This window comes from Singulisphaera rosea (assembly GCF_054877945.1).
Window position 1 is genome coordinate 183,902 of the sequence record NZ_JBTYIP020000015.1, and the last position, 22,023, is coordinate 205,924.

Genomic DNA, 22,023 nt, shown 5'->3' on the forward strand with positions numbered 1-22,023 from the left:
CAGGTCGCGCGGAGAGGTGACGGCCGATTTGTTGGATCGCCCCGTCCTCGGCCCAGCGACCGGTCCGACGGAGCCTTTGAGGTCGACCGCGTCAGGCGACGCCATCGAAGTCGAGGTCGAGCGGAGGCTTGGAATCCGGGAGAAACTCGAGCTCGTCGGTCGCCCCGGTCAGGGCTACATACGTCACGGCCAACATGAGCGTGGAAAACGGGAGGGTCACCAGCAGGCCCAGGTAACAGGCCATCGTGCCGGCGGTGTTCATCAACGTGGTGAGCAGCCAGATCAAAAAGATCGTGCCGGTCCTACCCCGGGTGAGCTCGGCCGAGGTTTTGAGGGCGGTGAGGGGGCCCACCTTGCGGTCGATGATACAGAAGAACGCTTGACCCAATCTTGCGTTCATGTAGATAGACGCGAGGAAGAGGGCCAGATAGGTGAGGATGACAACGACGACCATCAAGATTTTCTGCTCTCCGAGCAATACTCCGGCGATTCCGACAGGAAGCACGAGTATGAAGGAGACCCCTATCATGCAGAGCTGCAAGAGAATCGTCGCCCCCACCGCTCTCCAGAAGTATTGGCCACCCCCGAGCACCTCGACAATGTGCGTCGTCTGTCCCTTCGCGAGTTTTAATAAGACATGGAGCATGCCCATCACGAGACCTATTTCCGCGATGATATAGAAGATCGCGATGCCGATGACGGCGAAGACCGCGAGATTTTCCTGACCGGACTGCATCAGGAGCCGGTAGAGGAAGAGACCGAAACCTCCCAAGACGATGGTCAGGGCAAGGTGAAAGGATAGGGTGCCGAGGCAGAGCTTCACGTTCTGTGTGAAGATCTCAAACGTGCGAGTCAATATCTCGCCGATTTCGAACCGGACGTAGGCCCCGCCCTCGGGAAGGAACTGCAACGGCCTGTCGTCGAAATCCGCCTTCGGCGGTGCATACGGATTGATGCGGTCCTCGGGAAAGTCCGGGGGCAAATACGACATCCTCTTCTCCCTCTCGTCGCGACGGATCCGGATCTCCTGGGGTCGAACAGCTAGGCTTGTCGGCCGGCTGATCGTTGCCCCTCGGGAATCGACGGAAATGATCTCATGTCGGCGGATTGGCGCAAAGCGCCCCGCGAAAAAACCGGCCGACAGGGTTCCGTCAAAACCCTCGTTCGACGCTCTGTCTCATCACGCGTTCGAGGCTCGGCGGACATTCGTTTTCAAGGGGCCGAGCCTTCTTATGGGAGAGGCCAAGCCCGGCCCATGGCGAATGTCTTCGTCCGTTTCATCGGAACTGGTATCGAAACCTGTTTTTTTCTTAAGAAACGGGTTTCTGGCGGACTTGACAGGGGATCCCCCCCTGTGGGACGTCGTTGTCGATTCCCACAGAAACCCGTTTTTTACGAAAAAAACAGGTTTCGGGAGAGGTTTGATTTCTGCCGCCCTCGTTGCCGACTCCCCTCCGGACGGCCTTGCCTGTGGCATCAGAAACCCGGTTTTGAAGAAAAAACCGGGTTTCGGAAGTCAAAGGAGATGGCGTGCTTTGATTTGCAAGTATTCATTGATCAAGGGGGCGGTGAGATCGTCGGGAAAGACGTCGAGGGTGAGGGCACCTCGCTTGCGGAGGCCGGAGAGGACGCGTTCGCGCCAGTTGAGGAGGGAGGCGGCGGCGGCGCCTTGATAGAGGCCGGGGCCCTTGTCGGGGGCGTTGTCGGCGAGGGCGAAGATGTCGTGGTCGCGGAGGAAGACGCCGAGGGGGAGGTGCCGGCCGACGAGGTTCGCGAGGTGGTCGACGACGAGACCGGCGTTGACGTCGTCGAACAGGTTCGACATCAGGACGACGAGCGAACGCTTGCGGCAACGCTTCTCGAGCTCGACGAAGGCGCGGTCGTAACGCGACTCGACGAGCTGGGGGAAGACGTTGTGGACGCCGTGGACCAGTCGTCGAATCTTCCCCGGGCCGCCGCCCGGCGGGACGTAGGTGAGGAGCCGGTCGGAGAACGCGAGGAGGCCGACCTGGTCGCCTCGGATCAACGCGACGTGGGCGAGCAACAACATCGCGTTGAAGGCATGGTCGAGCGGCGAGAGGCCGTTGCCCGTGTCGCCGGCCATCATCCGGCCGCAGTCGACGAGGAAGATCACCCGCTGACTTTGGTTGACCTGGTGGGTCCGGACCGTCAGCTTGCCTCGACGAGCGGTCGCCCGCCAATCCATGTGTCGGGGCTCGTCGCCTTCAATGTAGTCGCGGAGCCGCTCGAACTCGTTGTCGTTGCCGAGCTGTCGCGAGCGCCGGACGCCGAGCGAATTGAGCTTGTCCCGGCGGGCGAGCAGGGTGTATCGGCCGATCTGGCGGATGTCGGGATAGACCCGGACGGTCGTCTCTTCGGCTATCGAGATCGATCGTTGCCAGAGGCCGAGTCGACTCGCGACCAGGGCGTCGACCTGGTGGAAAGCGTAGGTCCCCCGGCGCTTCGGAGTTACCTTGTACAAGAGCGCGGCGTGGCCGCGCGCGGGGACGCTGACGAGGAACTCGGCCGGCTCGGCGGCGAACGTCGGCGGGACGTCGTCGCGGACGCGGAGGATCCGGCCCGCACGGCCGAGGTTCTCCAGCACGAGCTCGACCTCTTGCGCCTCTCCCAGCGATGCGACCGTCCCGCAACGACGACGGGCCTGGAATTTCCGGGCGCCGACGAGGGTCGCGAGGTCTCCGAGGGCCACCAGGCCGATGACCAGGTCGAGGGCGAGGATCGCCGGGCCGATCGCGTCGACGACGAAGAGCGCCAACGACAAGAGCGTCGGGACGAGCAGGGCGATCGCGAGCGGCCTTCCGGGCCAGATCATCGCAGGGGGACCTCCACCGATCGAATCAGCTCGGTGAGGAGCTCGTCGGGCGTCCTCCCCTCGATCTCGGCCTCGGGAGTGGGCTGGACGCGGTGCCGAAGCGCGGGGATGGCAACTTCCTGGACGTCGTCGGGGAGGACGTAGTCGCGCCCCTCCAGCGCCGCGATCGCCCGGGCCCCTCGGAGGACGGCGACCCCCGCGCGGGGTGACGCCCCCAACGAGAACGTCGGCCACATCCGGGTCTTACGCACCAGGGCCGCGATGTAGCCGAGGACATGGTCGTCGACCAGCACCCCGGCGCATCGGCCTTGCATCGCGAGGACTTCCTCGGGGTTGGTCACGGTCGACAGAGTGGAAGTGAGCGCGAGGTCCGGCCCGAGCCCCTTCGTGTGCAGGCGGAGGATGTTCGTCTCCTCGTCGAGGCTGGGGTAGTCGGCGAGGAGCTTGAAGAGGAAGCGGTCGAGCTGGGCTTCGGGGAGGTTATAGGTCCCCTCGGACTCGATCGGGTTCTGAGTCGCCATGACGAGGAACGGCCGGGTGATCGGGTGTTCGACGCCGTCGATGGTGACCCGAGTCTCCTGCATGATCTCGAGGAGCGCCGAGTGGGTCTTGGCCGGGGCTCGGTTGATCTCGTCGGCGAGCAGGATCTGGGTGAAGACAGGGCCCGGGCGGAAGCGGAAGTCGTGGATCCGCTCGTCGTAGACGGGGGAGCCGGTCACGTCCGAGGGCATCAGGTCGGGCGTGAACTGGATCCGGCTGAACGCACAGCCGAGGACCTGGCCGAGCACGCGCACCAGGAGCGTCTTGCCGAGTCCGGGGACGCTCTCGATCAGGACGTGCCCGTCGGCGAGGAGGGCCGCGAGGACGCCTCGGACGAGCGCGTCCTGGCCGATGAAGACCTTGTTGAGCTCGGCCACGACGCGGGCCGCCCATTCGGCGACCGGCGAGGACTCCTTCGGTGTCGATGAGGAGGTCGTGGCCAGCGGTTCTGCCTCCGGCTCGTCGGGCAGGAGGATCGGCTCGGAGGGTAGCGACGGATCGATTTCGCTCATTTCGAGGAGGACTCGGGGAGGATGAAGATTTCGGGTTGGTCGACGTCCGTAGGGGGGAGGACGACCCGATCGGGGTGGCTCGCATATCGCCAACGGCGGTAGATCTCGAGAATGTTCCGCGCATCGTTGGCCCGACCGGTCTTGGCGAGGAGCATCCCGATGGCCTCGGGATTGGCGACCGGCCGGTCTTCGCCCGAGACGGGCTCGGGGCGAGGTCGGCCGAGGCGAGGGGCCCGGGCCAGGCAGGCCGCCAGGCCGACCGCCAGGATCTGCGCGGCGATCCAGCCGAAGGGATGGATCCTCATGAGCGTGAACGGGGTCGGGGGCTCGGGCTGTTCTCCGACGAGGGCCCCTCCTTCCACGAACGCGACCCTCCGCGGTTCGGAGCCCAACCATTGGGCCGTCCGGAGCGCCAAGGGGCGTCGGGCCCGATTGAGCAACGCGGCATTCAGGAGGAACGTGCCGTTGGCCGCGACGAGGACCTGGCTCTGATTGTGCCGACTCCATTCGATCACGAGGGGTTTCTCGTCACCCATGAGCAGGACGGTCTCCGACTGCACCTTGAGCGTGTCGTGCCGGGGCAGGGCGGCCTCAGATGCGTTGAGTTGAAGGGCCCAGGGGCCTTCGAACGTCTTGCACGTCTCCGACTCCGACTTGCCGGGGTCGACCGCGAACCAATCACTCGGATCGGCCAGCTCGTGGTCCTTGTCTTTATCCTTGGTCGAAGCGGGGTTCGTCGAGGAGCGTGTCTTCGACTCGTCACGTAACCGCTTCGCTTGATCTTTCCGCTTGGGATCGGCCGACTCGGGGAGGGCTCGAAGGACTTGATCCCAGTATTCGGAAGCGACCCCGACATCCCTCGGAACATACACCAGTCGACGATCATCGCCGCCATCCAGCCAGACTTCGTACCAGTCGGACTCGTCACGTCGGGGAGGGCCGGAGTAGGGTGCGAATCGGACGATGGCGTCGGCCCATCCGTTCAACTCGTCGGTCAGACGGAACGCCGTCCTTACGGTGTGCCCCTCCGCCCGGAGCATCTCGGCGAAGACCTTCGTTCCGTTGAGGCTCTGGCCCCGAGATCGGCCGTACTCGACCTCCACGTGGTCCCCGCTCCCGCAGCCCGGGGCGAGGAGGAGGAAGAGTGCGACAAGGCTCCTCCCCCCTCTCGAAACCTGTTTTTTTCTTAAAAAACGGGTTTCTGTGGGAGGAGGCGATGTCATCCCGGGGGGGATGTCATGGTCGAGCGTGTCAGAAACTCGTTTTTTAAGAAAAGAACAGGTTTCTGGGCGAATTGTTGTGATGAAATGTTTGTACGTCATTGGGCCGATCCTGCGGCCCGCCGCTTGAAGGCCTCGGCGTGTTGCCAGACGGTCGCGAAGGCCTCGGCGGTCGGTGCCTGGTGGCCGTAGTAGACGGCCTCGAATGCGCGTCGGGTCGGGTCGACGCAGTCGCGGTAGTTGCGGTCGTCGATGGCGCGGACGAGCTGTCGGGCCGTCTTCCCCGGGCTCAGTCGGATCAGGTGCATTCGATCGAGGACCAGGAGTTGGTAGGCGAACAGACAGACGATCGCGCCGGCGTAGTCACCCCGGGAGGCACGGTCGGCGGCCTCGGTCCAGGGGTCGTTGGTCGTCGGCCGGATTCCCTCGGGGAGTCCTTCGAGCGGGGCTTTCGAGCGGCCGATCGAGATGGTGGAGGGTGTCTCCTGCGGGGTTGGACGATAGCGCCTCCAGGCTTCCACCAGGAAGACGACGAAGAGCGCCAGGGCCAGCATGGCCAGCCCGACGACCAGGATGTCGCCGATCGGAATCGAGCCGAAGGACGGGGGATTCCAACTTGTGTGCCACTGGGATTTAGAGCCAAGCCAATCGGCGAATTCGGTCCCGGGGGGCCAGATGGGCTTCGCGGAGTCGGAACGCGCGTCATACCAGGGATAGGCTCCCTGCTTGAGGGCCGACCGTACAGCCGAGTCGTCCGGGACGTCGGGACCTTGCACCCCTCCTTCGCCGAGGGCGATGCCGAGGAGGATGAGGCCCAGCGAGGTGGTGGTCACCATCCTCGGCCCTCCTCCGAGGCCGCCCGCCCGGCCGCGCGGAGGCGGAGCTCGACCTCCCAGCCCTCGAGGCGGATCCGGCGGTCGATGTAGGCCATGAATCGAACAACCCCGAAGAAGGCGATCGCCAGCCAGAGGCCGAACTGGATCAGGGGGTGGACGATGTCGGACCACGCCGGTTCCCAGGTCATCTGGCTCTTGAACAGGATGCCGAGGATCGTACTCGTCCCCAGACCGAATCCGAGCACGAACAACGTCCCGAAGAAGATCTGGGCGAGCCACTGGGCGAACAATTCGCCGCCGTACGAATCGCTGAGCTGAACGACCCGCTTGAGGGATCCCCGGACCCGTCCCCGCTCCAGGAGGATGACCTCATTGAGGAATGTGTATCGCGAGACGAACAGGAGATAACCGACGCAGGTCACGATGAGGATCGTGCGGATTACGGTCTGATAAATAAATATAGGGAAAAACGACCGGATGAGAGTCCCCGCGACTCGCCTGACGGACGGGCGTTCGCCGAACATCAGGCCGCCGAGCACCACGGTCAGGGGGGCCGTGGCCCAGGGAGTTTGGAGGAGGAGCAGGACGATCATGATGACGATCGGGAGGTCCGCCGTGTTCAAAAGCCACGCATCGAACGCCGCGAACGGTGCGATTCCGACGAACGCCGCGAGGCCGAGCGCGACCGGGCGCTCCCTGACGACGACCAGGGAAAGGTCGAGGAGGTCCAGGACAGTCCGCTCCCGAATTTGCACCAGAGTCCGATCGACGGCCAACCGTTTGTCCTCTGTTTGGAGTCTTGAGGGGCTTTTTTAGCCACGGATTGAACACGGAGGAAACACGGCTAATTCAAAAAACGAAATTTGTTGTTTGGAATGTTGATCTGTGTGAATCTGCGTAATCTGTTGAGGAAATGTTCCGGTTCGTTTGATGAACGGCCCAATTCATGCCGATGGCCGCCTTCGTCCTCCAAGCGTCAGGTAGGCCAGCAACAAGAGGGTGCTGAAGATCGCGAAACCGGCCTTGTACGAGTAGGGGAGCGGCGACGCGGAGACGTACCCCTCGACGAATGCGGCGAGGATGAACAGGACGACGGAGGCGCCCACGGTGGGGAGGGCGTTCCTGGCCTCGCGTCGGAGCGAGCCCAGGCGAGACTGGCCCTGGGTGTCGATCAGGCCGAACCCGAGCCGCAGGCCCGCGGCGCCGGAGAGGACGATGGCCGTGAGCTCGAAAGGGGCGTGGGCGGTCACGAAGGTGTAGAAATTCCCCGCGTTCGGGGAGGTGGCCATGTGGCCGAAGACGGTCCCCAGGATCATGGCGTTGGAGAAGAGCTCGTAGAGGCTCCCCAAACCCAGGGCAAGCCCCCAGGCGAAGCACTGGAGGCCGATCGAGGTGTTGTGCTGGATGTAGAAGCCGGCCATCAGCGTATCGTTGCGCGAGATTCCTTCTTCCCCCGCTTTGCCTCGGTCGGTGAACGAGTGGGAATACATCTCGTCCATCTGGTCGAGGTAGGCTTCGGGGAGGATCTTCTGGCTGAACCCAGGCCGGCCCGCCGCGAGCAGGGCGCAGATCAAGAACCCGCCGTAGAAAACCAGGGCCGCGATCCTCAGGGCAGGGTCGGAGCGGAGCCGGCGCGGGGCTTCGCCGAAGAGGGAGACGGCGAGGTCCTCGAACCGGAAACCGCTCGTGCGGTAGACGGCGTTGTGCGCCCGGCCGACCAGGGCGTGGAGGTAGCCGACAGTGTCGCGGGGGAGGTCGTGGGCCTCGGCCGTCATCAAGTCGGTACACGCCGAGCGGTAGAGCTCGCCGAGGCGGAGGACCTCGGCGGTCGAGGCATGGCGAATCCGGCGGTCGGAGAGCCGGTCCAACAGGGCGTCCAGCTCGCGCCAGGAGGCCTCTCGACTCGCGAGCCGATCGACGACCCTCATCGTCATTCCCCCAGGAACACGCGGTGATACAAGGCGCAGACGACGGCGTCGGATGTCGAGTTGGCGGGGAGCCGGTACCGGTCCCGGATCGGCGAGGCCAGGGTCTTGGCCATCTCCTCACGCCTGGCCCGCCCGAAGCGCCTGCGATGGATGACGTAGTCCGAGATCGCCCTCGACAACTCCGGCCCCGCGGAGACTCGGACCGGGAACCAGGGCAAGAGCGCGACGACCTCGGGGTCGTCGACCCGCACGACGCCGGTCCGTCTTCGCCTTTGCTCGACCACCACCATCGTCCCGGCGGCGAGGTCGCCGAGGCGCTGGAACTTCCGGGTCAGCAGCATGCTCGAGAGGCCGAAGAGGAGGAGCATCGCGGTCAGCCCGGGCGTGGTGAGGAACGGCACGGTCCCGTCGAGCGCCCCGACCAGGTTGCGGAGCAGGGCCTGGGTCGCCGTGATCGGGACTCCCCGGTCGGTCACGACCCGAAGTCCCATCATCCGCTTCCCCAAGGTCTGACCGTTCAGGAAGACCTCGCAGGCCGCCCGATACCCCCACATAATCACGAAATAGGCGACGAGCATCGGCCCGGGCGCCGAGGTCGTCCCGAAGGAGGCCAGCAGCACCGCCACCAAGGCGATGACGATCAATAGCGCGACGATAATCCCGACGTCGAGCAGATACGCCGAGTAGCGACGAAATGGACCCGCCAGGGGGTAATCGAAGACGATGCGCTCCGGCGTCACCAGCCGGACCGTCGTATCGAGGGGATCTGCGAGTGGGGGTTGGCTCTGTATTGCCGTGGCCATCGGACGCCGCCGTTCAAAGGAACGCGGGGCCAGACTCCACGCCGCCTCGGCCCTCCTGCGCCTTCGTCGTCGGAAAGCATGCTATCCGAGCGAGCCCGTTTCCGCAACCACTTGCCAATTCCAATGATCCCACCGAACGGGTGAGGCCGTCCGGCCATGGGCTACGGTATGGTCGGCGGTTTGCGGGGAAGCGTGAGACCGGTCGAGTGCGTGGGATACGAGCGAGGAGGGAGTCGTGGGTCGAGCCTGGAGGGAGAGAATCCAGGTCGGTCGGGTACGAGCAAGAGCGCGGAGGATGGGAGAACCGCTCGACCGGGCCTCTCGGTGTCGCGCCCGTTCATTCGAGGTAAGTCCCTCAGTTGTGCGTCATACGTCGAGCGAGCTTGGGATCGCTCTCCGTGCCGTCGAACATGGTCCGGATCGGCGTCTCACTCCGGATCTTCTCGATGAAGGCGTTGGTGATCCGGTCGACCTTTTCCTTATAGACCTTCTCCCGGATCTTGTCCTGGAGCGCGATGTCGGCGAACGACGTCGGGCCGGCGGGGCGCCGGCCCTCGACTCGGACGATGTGGAGACTCGCGGGGCCTTCGATCACCCGGCTGAGCTTGCCGACCTCCAGGGCCTCGAGCGCCTGGTTGACCGCCTCGACCCCATAGCTCCCCGGCGAGGTCTTCCAGAGGCCCCCTTCTTTCTTCGAGAGGTCGGGGCCGTCGCTGTCGGCCTTGCAGACCTTGACGAAGTCCTCGCCCTTGAGCAGCCTCGCGAGGATGGCGTCGGCCTTCTTCTTCGCCGGGACTGGGCCGCCTTGCTTGTCGACCTCGACGACGATCTCGCGCCAGGTGATCATCGCCGGCTGCTCATAGTCTTTGATGTGGGTATTATAGTAGTCGCGCATTTCGGGGAGCGAGACCGTCATCTTCGCGCCGAGCTTGTTCTTCACGAAGCTGTGCGCCAGGAAATTACGGCGGAAGGTCTCGTGCAACTGATTCAGGGACGTGCCTTCATCCTCGAGCTTCTTCTTCAACTCATACTCGTTGACGCATGCGGCCTTCTTCATCATGGGTGGCAGTTCGTCTTCGTTCCAGACTTTCTCGGCAAAATCCATAAACATTTGTAATTGTTTAGGGTTTTTCAGTTCGCTCTTGGCTTCCTGATAGAGGATGCTCTCGCGGATCAGCTCGGCGAGGACGGCGGCGCCGACCATGTTCATCTGCTGCTTGCTCGAGGGTCGTTGTTGTTGGGGGACGTTCTTGAGCTTATCTTTGACCGCCATGGTCAACTCGTGGAGTGTGATGACCTCGTTGCCGACGACGGCGGCGAACTCCCCCGCATTGACGATCTTGGGGGAGTGGAGCTCGGAACGGAAAATGGTCGGGTCGTTGCTCGTCGTGCGGACCTCGGTGTCGAGGTTGCCCCGGCGGGCCGTCGGGGCCGGACCAGAGGTCACGGCCGTCGACGGCGAGGCCCCCGCGCCGGTCTGAGAGACCGGCAGCGGCGGCAGTTCGGGCAACGGGGCTTCGGCCGGCGCCGCGGGTGCGGCCGCCTTCTCCGCCGCCCCCGGCCCCGTAACAGGGGGCTGGGGAGTCGGAGCCGGAGCGGCCGCCGCGGGCGCGGCGGCCGGGGTCGCGGGCTTGGCCGGAGCGGGTGTCGTCCCCGGCTTCTGGCCGACCGCGGGGGCGGGGGTTGTCGCCGGCTTTTGGCCGGCTCCCGCTGTGGCAGGCGCTGCGAGCGGTGCCGGTGCGGGAGCCGCTGCCGGCGCGGACAAGGGGGCCGGGGCGGCGCCCTGGACGTCCGGCGGGAGCGGCGGCGCCTCGAGCGGCCCGAGGTCGGCGGGCGGCATCGGAGGTGCTTCGGCATTCAAAGCCGGGGCACCAGCCGGATCGGGGAGCGGCGCCGGGGCCGCCGCACCAGTAGGATCAGGGAGGGCTGCCGGAGCCGCGTCCGGTACAGGGGCGGACGCCGGATCGGGGAGCGGTGCCGGGGCCGAGACCGTGGGGGCGGCGCCGAGGTCCGGGACCGCGTCGGGGTTCGCACCGACCGAGGGGTCGGGCAGGGCGGTCGGGGCGGGGCCAGCCGGAGCGGCGAGCTCGGCCGGGGCACCACCGACCGGCGGGGCTTCGGCGGGCGGAGCCGAGGCGGCCGGTTCGGGTAGGGGGAGGCTCGCCGGGTCGACGGTCCCGCCGTTGGGGGCGAGTCCGGTCGGGATGGCATCGGGGCTGGCGCCAACCGCGGGGTCGGGCTGGGCCGTGGGGGCCGCGACGTTCCCGGGAGCCGAGCCAGGCGGCAACGACGCGGGGACCGCGTCCGGCGAGGCGCCGACCGAGGGGTCGGGGAGTGAGCCGGCGTCCGGCGTCGAGGCGACGGCCGCGGCCGGTTCCATCGTCGGGGCCGGGGCCGGGGCCTCGGACGTTGGGGCGGCTGTGGGCTCCGAGCCGGGCGAGGCGGCGACCGCCTCGGCGGGTGCAGGAGCCGGGGCCGGGCTCGCGGCTTCGGCCGTGACCGGAACGGCGTCCGGGGTTGCTCCGACCGACGGGTCGGGCAGGGGCTCGCCACCCGGGGCTGCCGCGACGGCACCACCGGCGGTGGCGGGATTGGCCTGCGGGGCCTGTTCGGGCTGCATCGCCACTTCGGGTGCGGCGGTGTTCGGGGCGGCCACGGGCGCCTCGGCAACCATTCCGGTCGGCGCGGGCGCCGGCTGGGCGGTCGGGACGGGGCTTGTGGCGGAAGCTACCGGCGGCGGGGAGGCCGGTTGACCGGCCGCTTGCGCGGCCATCGTCGGCTGAGGCTGGCCGTTGGCCGCCATCTGCGGGCCGTATTTGGTGTCTCGCCAGGGGGCGTTCGACGGGAGCGTCGACGGGTCGACATTCTTGTTACCCATATTGATCGAATCATGGATCGATGGGTACGTCGACATGCCGACCGGGCCCGTGGGCGAGTTCGGTGGCGATACGGCCGACCGGTCCTGGGCGCAGCCGACGAGGGCTAGGCCGAGCGTTCCGGCGACGACGAGGCGGTTCATGGGCATTCTCCATCCTTGGAGATCGGAAACGTCGATCGGCGACCGGCCTTCCAGGCCAATCGCCAGGGGATCATCTCGAGGGGGATGCGGGTTCCTCGGGGTGCGAGAAGTCGAAGGCTCGTGGCGGCCTCGTTAGATAGGTTCTCGACAACCTAACCGCGACCCATCACCCTGACAAGGCCGAATTGGGGAAGTTCGCTTCGCCGGCACGTATGAACACCGTGTTGCGTTTGCCAGGACATCCGTATTGACCCGATTTGCGCGTTTCCCCCAGCGATCTCTAGAGCGGTTCACGCACGCGTTACGCACGTCGGAGGAAAACGGGGACTGGCTCCCGGCCGGGTCAGGCTTGGCCCCCTCACGGATCAACTCCGAGGCCGGGTGCCTGTCCCCATTTTCCGGGCCGTCGCCGTCCGCTGCGGCGGAAACGAGGACAGGCACCTGCGCTTCGCTACGGAGCCAGTCCCCGTTTCCGCCTCTGCTCTCGGGTCACGCGACACGTCGTGCCCTGTGCCAGCCGCACGTTAGCCGCTCTAGGGAAGGGGCTATCAATGGGAAGCCTGGAGGATCGGCCTCACGATCCCCATGACGAAGGAACCGTGGGGCCGTTTTTCTTCGAGAGGAATGTAGGCCGTCTTCTCGTCGACGATGCGGACGATCCTCGGGTGGAGGGCGGCGAGGCTCGCGATCCGCTTGGGATTCCGATAGGTCAGGACGGCGTACTCGTCCTCGACGTGGATCCGCTCGAGCTGCCAGCGCTCGGCGAGGATGCGGAGCTCGGCCTCGGCCATCAGGTTCTCGGCCGGATTCGGCAAGGGGCCGAAGCGGTCGACGAGCTCCTGGCGGAAGTCGGCCAGGCGCTCGAAGCTCCGGAGCCTGCCGAGCCTTCGATAGAGCTCGACCTTGACCCGAGGCCCGGGGACGTAATCCTTCGGCAGGTAGGCGCGCCAGGAGAGCTCGATCGAGCAGTCGAACATCGCCCGCTCGGGCTTGTTCGTCAGCGCCCGGACGGCGGACTCGAGCAAAGAGCAGTAGAGCTCGTACCCGACGCTCTCGATGTGGCCGGATTGTTCCGACCCGAGGATGTTCCCTGCGCCCCGGATCTCGAGGTCGCGGAGCGCGATCTTGAACCCGGCCCCGAGCTCGGTGAACTCCTCGATCGCCTTGAGCCGCTTGACGGCGTTCGGGGTCACCGGCTTGTCGGACTCGAGCAGGAGGTAGGCGTACGCGCGATGCTTGTAACGGCCGACCCGGCCTCGGAGCTGGTGGAGGTCGGCGAGGCCGTACTTGTCGGCCTCGTTGATGAAGATCGTATTGACGTTGGGGATGTCCAGGCCCGACTCGATGATCGTGGTGGCGACGAGGATGTCGAAGTCGCGCCTGATGAAGCCGAGCATCGTCTTCTCGAGCGCCTCGCCCCCCATCTGGCCGTGCCCGACGGTGATCCGGGCCTCGGGCACGATCGCCTGGATCCGGTCGACGATCGTGTGGATGTCGTGGACCCGGTTATGGACGAAGTAGACCTGGCCGTCCCGGTTGAGCTCGCGGTGAATCGCGCGTTTGACCGTCTCGGCGTCGAACCGGAGGATCCGAGTCTCGATCGCCTTGCGGTCGGGCGGGGGCGTCTCGAGGTTCGAAATGTCTCGGATCCCCAGCAGACTCATGTGCAAGGTCCGAGGGATTGGGGTCGCGGAGAGGGTGAGCACGTCGACCGTCGAGCGGAGGGTCTTGAGCCACTCCTTGTCCTCGACCCCGAATCGCTGCTCTTCGTCGATGATGACCAGGCCCAGATCCTTGAAGGTCACGTCCTTCTGGACGAGCCGGTGGGTGCCGATCAGGATGTCGACCGAGCCCGCGGCGGTCCGTTTCAGGACGTCTCGGATCTCGGACTTGGGCCGGAACCGGTTGACGACCTCGATCGTGAACGGGAACTCGGCCATCCTCGCGTTGAAGCTGCGATGGTGCTGCTCGGCGAGGATCGTGGTCGGGACAAGTACGGCCACCTGCTTGCCGGCGTCGACCGCCTTGAACGCCGCGCGGACCGCGACCTCGGTCTTGCCGTAGCCGACGTCGCCGCAGATCAGGCGGTCCATCGGCCGAGGCTTGGCCATGTCGACCTTGAGCGCGTCGATCGCGGAGAGCTGGTCGGGCGTTTCCTGATAAGGGAAGGCGGCCTCGAACTCGGCCATCCAGTGGCTATCTTCGGCCGGGTAGGCGATTCCAGGCTGGCTCGCGCGGGCGGCCTGAATATCGATCAACTCCGCGGCGAGGTCGACCACGGCGTCGGCGACCCGCTTCTTCCGCTTCTCCCAGGACGAGGAGCCGATCTTGGAGAGCCCGGGGTCGGCCTTGCCACCGCCGACGTACTTCTGAACGAGATCGATCTTCGCGATCGGCACGAACATCTTCGTGCCCTCGGCGAACTCGAGGAGTAGGGTCTCCTCGGAGTGCTCGGCGGTCTTGTCGACCATCTGGAGCCCGCGGTAGCGCGCGATCCCGTGGTTGACGTGGACGACCAGGTCCCCTTCGTTGAGGTCGAGAAAGCTGTCGATCGCCCGGCTTTCGTACCGTCGTCGCGTCGTCGGCCGCCGGATATCGGCGCGGGCGAAGAGCTCGTGGTCGCCGATGATGAGGGTCCGGGCATCCGTCATGTGGAAGCCGGACCGGACCTTCCCGACCGTCAGGTGAAGTCGGCCGCTCCGGGCGATCTCGGTGTCGGCGAAGACTTCGCCGAGCCGATCGGTCTCCGCGGCGTTGTGACAGGCGATCAGGACGTTGTCGCCCCCGGAGGCGCTGTCGAGCTCGGCCTTGACCTTGGAGAGCTCGCCGGAGAACCGCTCGACGCTCTCGATGCGGAGGTGGCACGAGGTCTCGAGCGAGTCGGCGGCGAGCGTCGAGAGCGTGATCGAGGGGCGTTTGAAGAGTCGGCCCAGGGTGCTATCGACGGTGTAGAGACCGCGGGGGTCCTCGGAACGGCCGAGGTAGTGTCGTCCTTCTTCCTTGACGTCATGCGGTTCGAGGACCGCGACCCAGGTTCCTTCGGGGAAGGCCTCGGTGATGGAGCCGAGCCCCGCGAGATTGTCGCCGTCGTAGGAGATCGCGGCGGTCAACGTCACCGAGTCCCAGCGGTCGAGCGAGCGCTGGGTCTCGGGGTCGAACGGTCGGATCGACTCGATGTCGTCGCCGAAGAACTCGATGCGGACCGGCTCGGAAGAGTCGGGCGGGAAGATGTCGAGGATGCCGCCGCGGAGGCTGAACTCCCCCGCGACCTCGACAACCTCCGCCCGGGTGAGCGAGTGTTCGAGGAGCCACTTCGTCAGCTCCTCGACGGCGATGGTGTCGCCGACGCGGACCGTGCGCGAGGCCTTGGCGAGCGTCTCGAGGGTGGGGACCGGCTGCAAGAGTGCCTGGAACGGGGCGATGACGAAGCGAGGGGGCGAGGGGCTGGCCAATCGCTTGACGACGCGGAGCCGTTTGCCGAAGACCTCGTCGCCGGCGCTGGCCTCGCGAGGGAGCCGATCCCAGGCGGGGAAAACCTCGGGGGCGACCCCGGCGAAGGTGGCGACATCGTCGCGGAAGTCGTCGACGTCCCCCACATGGGCCAGGACGACCAGGAACGTTTGCGGCGCGTGGAGTCCAAGAGCGGCCACGGCCAGGGGGCCGGCGGATCCCCAGGCCCCGTCGATCGTTCCGCTACGGCCGTTCTTGAGCGAGGCGAGGACCTCGGGGAATCCTGACGCACGCTGGATCAGCTTCGTCAGGTCCTTCAACTCGCGGACCGGGGGGGCGGTCGCCGTCATTTCCTTGACCATGGGCGTGTGTTTCGTAACTGGGGCTCGGCCCGCGATTCCCCATCGATCCCGGTGTAAGTCGAGCGGAACGGGCCCCGCTCGTCGAGATCAAGCCGGGACGACACGTCAATGATAAGCGTCGGCCCTCGGATCGGCCAGGGTCCGGGACGACCTGCGCCGGGACGCCGGGCTCGGGGGGACGGCATGGCCCGGCTCTCCGCGTGCGCCGGAAAGCCGGTCGAGCACGTGGATGAGATCCGCGAGCTCGCAGGGCGACTCGAGGCAGGCCGCCGCCCCGTGGGCTCGCGCCTGGCGTATTAGGGCCCGGTCGGGGAAGCCGAGGATGGCGATCACCCCACGCTGTCGGGAACGCCACTCGAGGGTCCGCGTCCAGTCCGGTTCCAGGACGGGCACATCCCAGATCGCCAGGCCGTCGGGGGAGAGGCCTCCCCAGTCGTCGACCGGCAAGGGACGATAGCCGGCCTGGTTGCAGGCGTCGGCCAGGGTTCGCCTCCACTCGACGTTCTCACTGACCACGCCGACCGTGGGCCGGGATTTCTTGTTGAGGCCGGAATCGTGGTCGTCCCTGCCTCGGAGGTGTCGGAGGATCGTGTCGCTCGCGGTCGCCTCCGAAACGATCGCGTCGACCGCGGACGCGCAGCGGTCGACGTCGGCATATCGGGCATGAGGCCCGGTGCAAAGAATGACTCGGGTCGCGGGCGTCCGTTCTTTCTTGAATGCGGCCAGGCGATCGGCGTCGAGCGCAGTGAGGATCGGGCGGTGGAGGATCAGGGTTTCGGGGCCGGGCGTCCCGGGGGGGAAGAGCGTATGCCAGTCCTCGTCGCATCGGACTCGCACCACATCTCTTGGCAAAACCTCGGCGATCGCCGCCACCCAGGGGTCGTCCAGGTCGCCCACGAACCAAGCCGGTTGTCCGGGGGCGTTCATCGGCAGGGCCTCTACGCGTCCTCTTCATGAAGGATCCCCGGCGCCGGGCGGGCCGACGACGTCTCGAGGAGGGCTCGGCGGGGACCATATCAGATCGGGCCCGACTCGACAATCGCGCCCTCGACGACTTCCGGTCGCGGAGTTCGACCGGGCGTCTTCATCTCGAGAGGTGGGCCGAGGAACCAGATGCGTCTTTGCTTTCTCCCGCGAGCGGCCCGTTTCTCGGGCCCTTCGGCACTGCTATCATGTTGCGATCCATGCTCGACCCGGAGGATCGCCGGGCGTCCCGACCCGTGCGGGGGCCCTCGGGGATCTTTCGACCGACCCTTCCCGGAGAACGACAATGAGCCCGATGGGAAACCTCTCGCGACGCGGCTTCCTGGAACGATCGTTCGGGGCCCTTGCGGCCGCTGGCCTCCCAGCCTGGTACGCTCGCGAAGTCATGGCCGACGAACAGGAGAAGGCGGCCGAGGCTCGGAAGCGGATCGGGCCGAACGACCAGATCGTCATGGGCGCCATCGGTGTCGGCGGTCAGGGGACCGGCATCATGAAGGCCGCCATGAAGCAGAAGGGCGTCAAGTTCGTCGCCGTCTGCGACCTCGACGACGATCGCCTGAATAAGGCGGCCGACGTCGTCGGGAAGGATTGCGCCAAGTATCACGACTTCCGCGAGCTACTCGCGCGGAACGACCTCGACGCCGTCACCATCGGGACCGTCGACCACTGGCACGCCCTGACCTCGATCGCCGCGATGAAGTCCGGCCGCGACGTCTACTGCGAGAAGCCCCTCTCGCTGACGATCGCCGAGGGCCAGGCGATGGTCAAGGCCGCGCGGAAGTACGACCGCGTCTTCCAGACCGGGAGCCAGCAGCGCTCCGAAGCCCGCTATCGCCTCGCCTGCGAACTCGTCCGCAACGGCCGGATCGGCAAGATCCACACCGTCGAAGCCAGGATCGGCGACAACCCGATCGGCGGACCCTTCCCCACCGCCCCCGTGCCGCAGGGCCTCGACTGGGACTTCTGGCAAGGGCCGACGCCGGAAGTCGCCTACGTCAAGGAACGCTGCCACTACGAGTTCCGCTGGTGGTACGAGTACTCCGGCGGCAAGCTCACCGACTGGGGCGCGCACCACAACGACATCGCCCAGTGGGGACTCGGCACGGACGAGACCGGCCCGGTCGCCGTCACCGCCTCGGGCACGACCCCGTCGGACAAGCCCAACAGCTACAACTGCCATCCCCACTTCGCCGTCACCTACAACTACGCCGACGGGACCCGCCTGATCACCACGAGCGACGGCGAGAACGGCAACCGCTTCATCGGCGACAAAGGCTGGATCTTCGTCAGCCGGAGCCGGATCGAGGCGAGCGACCCCAAGCTCCTCTCCGAGCCCCTGCCCGAGAACGCGACGCGACTCTACGTCTCGAATAATCACATGGGCAACTTCATGGACGGGATCCGGACCCGGAAGCGGCCGATCTGCGACGTCGCCATCGGGTATCGCTCGGTCAGCGTCTGCCACCTCGGCTCGATCGCGCTCCGCCTCGGCAAGCCGCTCGAGTGGGACCCCTCGGCCGAACACTTCCACGGTGCCTACAGCGACGAGGCCAACAAGATGGTCGCTCGCGAGATGCGCTCCCCCTGGAAGCTCGAGGTCTAATCGCCTCAACGAAACCCGGTGTTTTCTTCAACACCGGGTTTCTGTCGCCATCGACGCGGGCGCCTCTTTTGGAGAGTCGGCGCGTTCCCCTGGCCAGTCGCCCGTTTTCTCGGACGAAAACGAGTTCTCGAGACAGACACCGAAGCAACCGCTCGCGAATGGTGTACGGAGGCCCCCCGATGCTCGGACCCTTATCCCTCCTCCTGGCGCTCGCCCCCGCCCTTGGCGCCGCCCCCGAAGTCGCCAAGCCGGATCTTACCCCGTTCGAGTCCTGGTTCGAGGAAGGGGCGCGGGGGAACTTGAAGATCCCCGCGGCCGTTGCGTCGGCCGCCAAGACCTATCGATACGTCTTCGTCGCCGGATTTCATAACGAGCGGATGCCCGGCTATTTCGCCCGGAACGTCAAGGAACTGAGGGCCCACGGCGTCGATCGTCGGGCGATCCACGTCATCGCCCCCAGCTCGCACGAAACCTTCGACGAGAACTTCGACGAAGTCCGGGACAAGTTCCTGGACGTCGCCAAAACAGGCCCGGAGAAGTTGGTTGTCATCGCCCACAGCCGAGGGGCCTGCGATGCCCTCGCCTTCGCCCTCCGCAACCCGGACTTCGCCCGGGATCACATCCATGCGATGTTCCTCGTGCAAGGCCCATTCGGCGGCTCGGGCTTGGCGGACTTCGTCACGGGCGCGGGGCCCTCGATGGATCGGAGCATCCCCTGGAAATACCGCCTCATCGCCCACGTCCTCGGCGTCGTCGAGCGGCGGAGCCTGAGGCGAGGCAAGCTCGGAGGGCTCCCCGGCTTGACTCGGGACGCCTCCCGGGACTTCTGGAGGAGGCTGCTGGACGGACACAAAGAGGCGATCCCGGTCGTCGGCCCCAAGACCTACTACATCACGAGCGAAACCCCGGCCCCGAGCCTCAGGATCTTCAAACGGGCCGCTGCCTGGTATCTCCGCACCTACGTCGGGGCAAGCGATGGTGTCGTGGCCCGTGGTGACCAGTCCCTGGAGGGTTTCGGGACGGTCCTGGCGGTACTCGACGCCGGTCATACGGACCTGACGAACCGGTTCCCCTCCTCGCGAGCGGCCAAGAACTACCGGAACGCCCTCGTCCAGTGCATCCTCATGACGGTCGGCCAGTCGGGGGCGGATGCCGAATCGATGATGATGCACCGGGTCTCCAAGCGATCCGCGGACGGCCCCGCACCGACCGTCGACACGCCTCCGTCTCCCGGCCAGCCCTGAAGGGCTCGACGTCGATGCCATCTCTAAATCCGTTGGTGCTCAGGCCGTGGCCGTCGAGCCGTTCCCTTCGGACTCGGGGGGACGCGGGAACCCCTCCTCGTCGAAATAGGCCCAGACCATCCTTATTAGGGGCCAAGGTCGCAGGGGCCTTTAACCTTTAAAGTGTGTCTTGGTCGTCCGTCTTCAGAGATGTTCCGATGTCGTTGGATTGAACAAATGAGAAGAAGGCGTGTTGGCGAGAAGGAGATCTCTTGAGAGGGCGTTGGAATTCTCACGCCCAGGATATGATCTCCGGAAATCGCACGGCTTGTCGATGATTTCACGGACTCTCTCGCCAGGTCGTGGAGCGAGCCGAACCTCGGTCTTCAATCCGTGACTCCATGCATCGTGTTGCCGGGCCCGCGAGGTTGATTTGCATCGCGAAGGGCTTCAATGAAATTGAATATCAAAAATACCCCTGGGGGCGTCTTGCATGCTCTCAGGACCGGGATAGAATCTCTCCACCTGAAACGCGCCTGAACGTCTTCTTGCGATGTGGCAAGGGACAGAGACCTATCCCGTCCTTCGTTTCAGCCAGGGAGAGCGACCTCATGAGACGATCCGTGCGTTCTGCGTTCACGTTGATCGAGCTGCTCGTCGTCATCGCTATCATCGCGGTACTCATTGCGTTACTTCTGCCGGCCGTCCAGGCGGCCCGCGAGGCGGCTCGACGCATCCAGTGCGTGAACAACCTCAAGCAACTCGGGCTTGCGGTCCACAACTATCACGACGTCAACAACACGCTCCCCCCCGGCCGGATCTGGGCCCCCCGACCCAGCAAGGCGTTCCCGACCATCTTCGCGGGATGCCCGAACACGACCTGGTTCTGCCTGATGCTCCCGATGTTCGAGCAGGGCAACCTCGCCAACGCCTTCAACTTCACGCTCGGGGCCGAAGGCTGGAATGGGCCTGGATTGGCCGTCGCCTCCGGTTTCTTCGCGAATTCGACCGTCAGCGCGGCGAAGCTCGCCGTCTTCCAGTGCCCCAGCGACCGACAGAATCACTTCCAGATCAACACGAGCTACCAGGGTGGCCTCTTGAGCGGCCCGATCTTCACGAAGGGCAACTACGCGGCGAGCTGGGGCAACACCAACTGGGGCGCCCAATTCGCCACGAGCCTCTCCGGGCAGTACCTCCGCTCCGCTTTCGGCCATGACGGGAGGACCTCGCTCGCCACCATCACCGACGGCACCAGCAACACGGTGATCCTCTCGGAGGTCCTCCAGGGGGCGACGAACGACGTCCGCGGCATGCTCTGGTCGAGCGTCCCCGGTGGCGCTTCGTTCATGACGCGGTTCACCCCGAACTCGGTCACCGACTACCTCGGCCTCACCAGCGGTGGTGATTACCTCAACAATGATCCGGGCCTCTTCTGCACCAGCGAGCCGGTGCAGCAACTCCCGTGCTTCCCGAACGCGGGCGACAGCGACGCCTTCGCCGGTTCCCGCAGCCGTCACCCCGGCGGTGTCAACACCGTGATGGGCGACGGCTCGGTCCGCTTCACCAAGAACTCGGTCAACTCCAACATCTGGATCGGCCTCAACAGCATCGCCGGCGGCGAAGTCATCAGCGCCGACGCTTACTGAGCCGAGCCATCCTCGTGACTTTTCTCCCCCGGACCTCATGACGAGGTCCGGGGGAGTCGGTTCCTTCTCGCGCGTCTTTCGAAGCCTGGCGAGAGGACCGTGTTCGGCCTCGCAATCCCCAGCGTCCGCCCCCCACCCGCCTTCCTGGTCGCTCCCCTCCTACGCTCGAATGCGACTCGGCTTGAGCAGGCGATGTCACCCGACCGTCGCTCTGCCTTAGCGCGTCGCGAGCTTCGCCAAACTCGAACTTCACATCGTTCTCGCACTCCTTGCGTCGCCGACGGTCATGTTCCCGGGTAAGGCACCAGGACATCGGACTGACCTTCGTCGACGATCGACCCTTCCGTTCCGCCGCGTGCGAATCGGATGGTGACCGGTTTTCCGACGAGGTGGAGCGTGTGCCCGCCGACGAATGGCCACCAACCGGGCATGCCCAGTCCCATCGACGTCCATGCGATCACCTCACCCCCCATCCCCTTGAGGAACACGCTCCCCGCGGCCTTGAGGAACGCCAGCCCGAGCGCACTCCCCGCGATGTCGCACCCGTCGAAATAGATCCGGGAGGGCGAGGGAAACAGCTTGTCGTAGTTCCGTCCGTCAAATTGGCTCGTCCACGTGTCGTTCCACACGACGTCGTCTCCGAACCAGATCCGGCCGGTATTGCCGTGCGTCTGGATGAGCATCCGGTCGAAGGTTGCTCCTTGTGAGACGAGTTCGTCCAGGCCGCGGATCACCTCCGGGATACTTCCGACCGGCAGCGTGACCACGCCTTTATCTGTCGTATCGAAGCGACCGGCCGCCTGCATCCGGTCGTGAAAACTCGTTTTGTCGTAAATATAAAGTTTCTTGGGCATTGCTTCCCCTCGCGGCATGAGCCTCGACGTGTTTCGGTCGAGTCGCAACGTTCCGAAACGCGAGGGGGGGATCGCGTGTGGCCGATCGTACGCTAATCCGGCGAACTTCCGTAGCAACAAAAGCCGACTCGGCGCAGCGGGTCGTCGGGTTGAGAACCGGTCGGACCGGATCGGGCCGAGTGAGTGGGGTCGTTGAAGGACAAGCGAGGA

The 22,023-nt window shown here is 65.8% G+C and carries 15 protein-coding genes; 3 read left to right on the forward strand and 12 right to left on the reverse strand.

Going from position 1 to position 22,023, the window contains the following annotated elements; translation table 11 throughout:
• Positions 1-91: 91 nt before the first annotated feature.
• The 11 genes from ACYOEI_RS23635 to ACYOEI_RS23685 all read right to left on the reverse strand — a co-directional run bounded on the left by ACYOEI_RS23635 (position 92) and on the right by ACYOEI_RS23685 (position 16,430).
• The gene (locus ACYOEI_RS23635) at positions 92-991 is read right to left on the reverse strand and encodes a hypothetical protein (RefSeq protein WP_462852091.1); all 900 of its coding nucleotides are present in this window, start codon (positions 989-991) and stop codon (positions 92-94) included.
• 525 nt (positions 992-1,516) lie between these two features.
• Positions 1,517-2,833, reverse strand: coding sequence for a DUF58 domain-containing protein (locus ACYOEI_RS23640; protein WP_462852092.1), 1,317 nt, complete (start codon positions 2,831-2,833; stop codon positions 1,517-1,519).
• Positions 2,830-3,885, reverse strand: a complete 1,056-nt coding sequence (locus ACYOEI_RS23645) for an AAA family ATPase (RefSeq protein WP_462852093.1) — start codon at positions 3,883-3,885, stop codon at positions 2,830-2,832. The genes ACYOEI_RS23640 and ACYOEI_RS23645 overlap by 4 nt, the downstream gene beginning before the upstream one ends.
• Positions 3,882-4,988 carry a hypothetical protein gene (locus ACYOEI_RS23650; protein ID WP_462852094.1) on the reverse strand — a complete coding sequence of 369 codons (1,107 nt, stop codon included), beginning with the start codon at positions 4,986-4,988 and terminating at the stop codon, positions 3,882-3,884. Before ACYOEI_RS23650 ends, ACYOEI_RS23645 begins: the two co-directional genes overlap by 4 nt.
• Before the next feature lie 215 nt (positions 4,989-5,203).
• Entirely contained in the window at positions 5,204-5,941 is a 738-nt protein-coding gene (locus tag ACYOEI_RS23655) for a DUF4129 domain-containing protein (RefSeq protein WP_462852095.1), read from the reverse strand.
• Positions 5,935-6,717, reverse strand: coding sequence for a hypothetical protein (locus ACYOEI_RS23660; RefSeq protein ID WP_462852096.1), 783 nt, complete (start codon positions 6,715-6,717; stop codon positions 5,935-5,937). Before ACYOEI_RS23660 ends, ACYOEI_RS23655 begins: the two co-directional genes overlap by 7 nt.
• 168 nt (positions 6,718-6,885) lie before the next feature.
• A complete protein-coding gene (locus ACYOEI_RS23665) occupies positions 6,886-7,869 on the reverse strand; it encodes a stage II sporulation protein M (RefSeq protein WP_462852097.1) in 984 nt (327 codons plus the stop codon).
• Between the two features lie 2 nt (positions 7,870-7,871).
• Positions 7,872-8,672: an RDD family protein gene (locus ACYOEI_RS23670; RefSeq protein ID WP_462852098.1), complete on the reverse strand. Its 801-nt coding sequence runs from the start codon at positions 8,670-8,672 to the stop codon at positions 7,872-7,874.
• A gap of 355 nt (positions 8,673-9,027) precedes the next feature.
• Positions 9,028-11,691, reverse strand: a complete 2,664-nt coding sequence (locus ACYOEI_RS23675) for a peptidylprolyl isomerase (protein ID WP_462852099.1) — start codon at positions 11,689-11,691, stop codon at positions 9,028-9,030.
• A 548-nt stretch (positions 11,692-12,239) separates the two neighbouring features.
• Positions 12,240-15,503: a transcription-repair coupling factor gene (gene mfd, locus ACYOEI_RS23680; protein ID WP_462852100.1), complete on the reverse strand. Its 3,264-nt coding sequence runs from the start codon at positions 15,501-15,503 to the stop codon at positions 12,240-12,242.
• Positions 15,504-15,608: 105 nt separating this feature from the next.
• Positions 15,609-16,430, reverse strand: coding sequence for a hypothetical protein (locus ACYOEI_RS23685; RefSeq protein ID WP_462852101.1), 822 nt, complete (start codon positions 16,428-16,430; stop codon positions 15,609-15,611).
• A 343-nt stretch (positions 16,431-16,773) separates the two neighbouring features.
• On the opposite strand from ACYOEI_RS23685, the gene ACYOEI_RS23690 reads away from it, so the two are divergent.
• The 3 genes from ACYOEI_RS23690 to ACYOEI_RS23700 all read left to right on the forward strand — a co-directional run bounded on the left by ACYOEI_RS23690 (position 16,774) and on the right by ACYOEI_RS23700 (position 20,959).
• Positions 16,774-18,090 carry a Gfo/Idh/MocA family protein gene (locus ACYOEI_RS23690; protein WP_462852102.1) on the forward strand — a complete coding sequence of 439 codons (1,317 nt, stop codon included), beginning with the start codon at positions 16,774-16,776 and terminating at the stop codon, positions 18,088-18,090.
• 179 nt (positions 18,091-18,269) lie between these two features.
• Positions 18,270-19,334 (forward strand): alpha/beta hydrolase family protein, encoded by a 1,065-nt coding sequence (locus ACYOEI_RS23695; protein ID WP_462852103.1) that lies wholly within the window; start codon positions 18,270-18,272, stop codon positions 19,332-19,334.
• Positions 19,335-19,924: 590 nt separating this feature from the next.
• Complete coding sequence (locus tag ACYOEI_RS23700) at positions 19,925-20,959, forward strand: DUF1559 family PulG-like putative transporter (protein WP_462852104.1); 1,035 nt, start codon at positions 19,925-19,927, stop codon at positions 20,957-20,959.
• A gap of 284 nt (positions 20,960-21,243) precedes the next feature.
• On the opposite strand, the gene ACYOEI_RS23705 is transcribed toward ACYOEI_RS23700, so the two are convergent.
• Positions 21,244-21,813 (reverse strand): hypothetical protein, encoded by a 570-nt coding sequence (locus ACYOEI_RS23705; protein WP_462852105.1) that lies wholly within the window; start codon positions 21,811-21,813, stop codon positions 21,244-21,246.
• Positions 21,814-22,023: the final 210 nt, after the last annotated feature.

Bases quoted from the DNA above. Each gene is read 5' to 3' on its own strand.
- ACYOEI_RS23635 (WP_462852091.1), bottom strand. From the start codon at position 991: ATGTCGTATTTGCCCCCGGACTTTCCCGAGGACCGCATCAATCCGTAT.
- ACYOEI_RS23640 (WP_462852092.1), bottom strand. From the start codon at position 2,833: ATGATCTGGCCCGGAAGGCCGCTCGCGATCGCCCTGCTCGTCCCGACG.
- ACYOEI_RS23645 (WP_462852093.1), bottom strand. From the start codon at position 3,885: ATGAGCGAAATCGATCCGTCGCTACCCTCCGAGCCGATCCTCCTGCCC.
- ACYOEI_RS23655 (WP_462852095.1), bottom strand. From the start codon at position 5,941: ATGGTGACCACCACCTCGCTGGGCCTCATCCTCCTCGGCATCGCCCTC.
- ACYOEI_RS23665 (WP_462852097.1), bottom strand. From the start codon at position 7,869: ATGAGGGTCGTCGATCGGCTCGCGAGTCGAGAGGCCTCCTGGCGCGAG.
- ACYOEI_RS23670 (WP_462852098.1), bottom strand. From the start codon at position 8,672: ATGGCCACGGCAATACAGAGCCAACCCCCACTCGCAGATCCCCTCGAT.
- ACYOEI_RS23675 (WP_462852099.1), bottom strand. From the start codon at position 11,691: ATGAACCGCCTCGTCGTCGCCGGAACGCTCGGCCTAGCCCTCGTCGGC.
- mfd (WP_462852100.1), bottom strand. From the start codon at position 15,503: ATGGTCAAGGAAATGACGGCGACCGCCCCCCCGGTCCGCGAGTTGAAG.
- ACYOEI_RS23685 (WP_462852101.1), bottom strand. From the start codon at position 16,430: ATGAACGCCCCCGGACAACCGGCTTGGTTCGTGGGCGACCTGGACGAC.
- ACYOEI_RS23690 (WP_462852102.1), top strand. From the start codon at position 16,774: ATGAGCCCGATGGGAAACCTCTCGCGACGCGGCTTCCTGGAACGATCG.
- ACYOEI_RS23695 (WP_462852103.1), top strand. From the start codon at position 18,270: ATGCTCGGACCCTTATCCCTCCTCCTGGCGCTCGCCCCCGCCCTTGGC.
- ACYOEI_RS23700 (WP_462852104.1), top strand. From the start codon at position 19,925: ATGAGACGATCCGTGCGTTCTGCGTTCACGTTGATCGAGCTGCTCGTC.
- ACYOEI_RS23705 (WP_462852105.1), bottom strand. From the start codon at position 21,813: ATGCCCAAGAAACTTTATATTTACGACAAAACGAGTTTTCACGACCGG.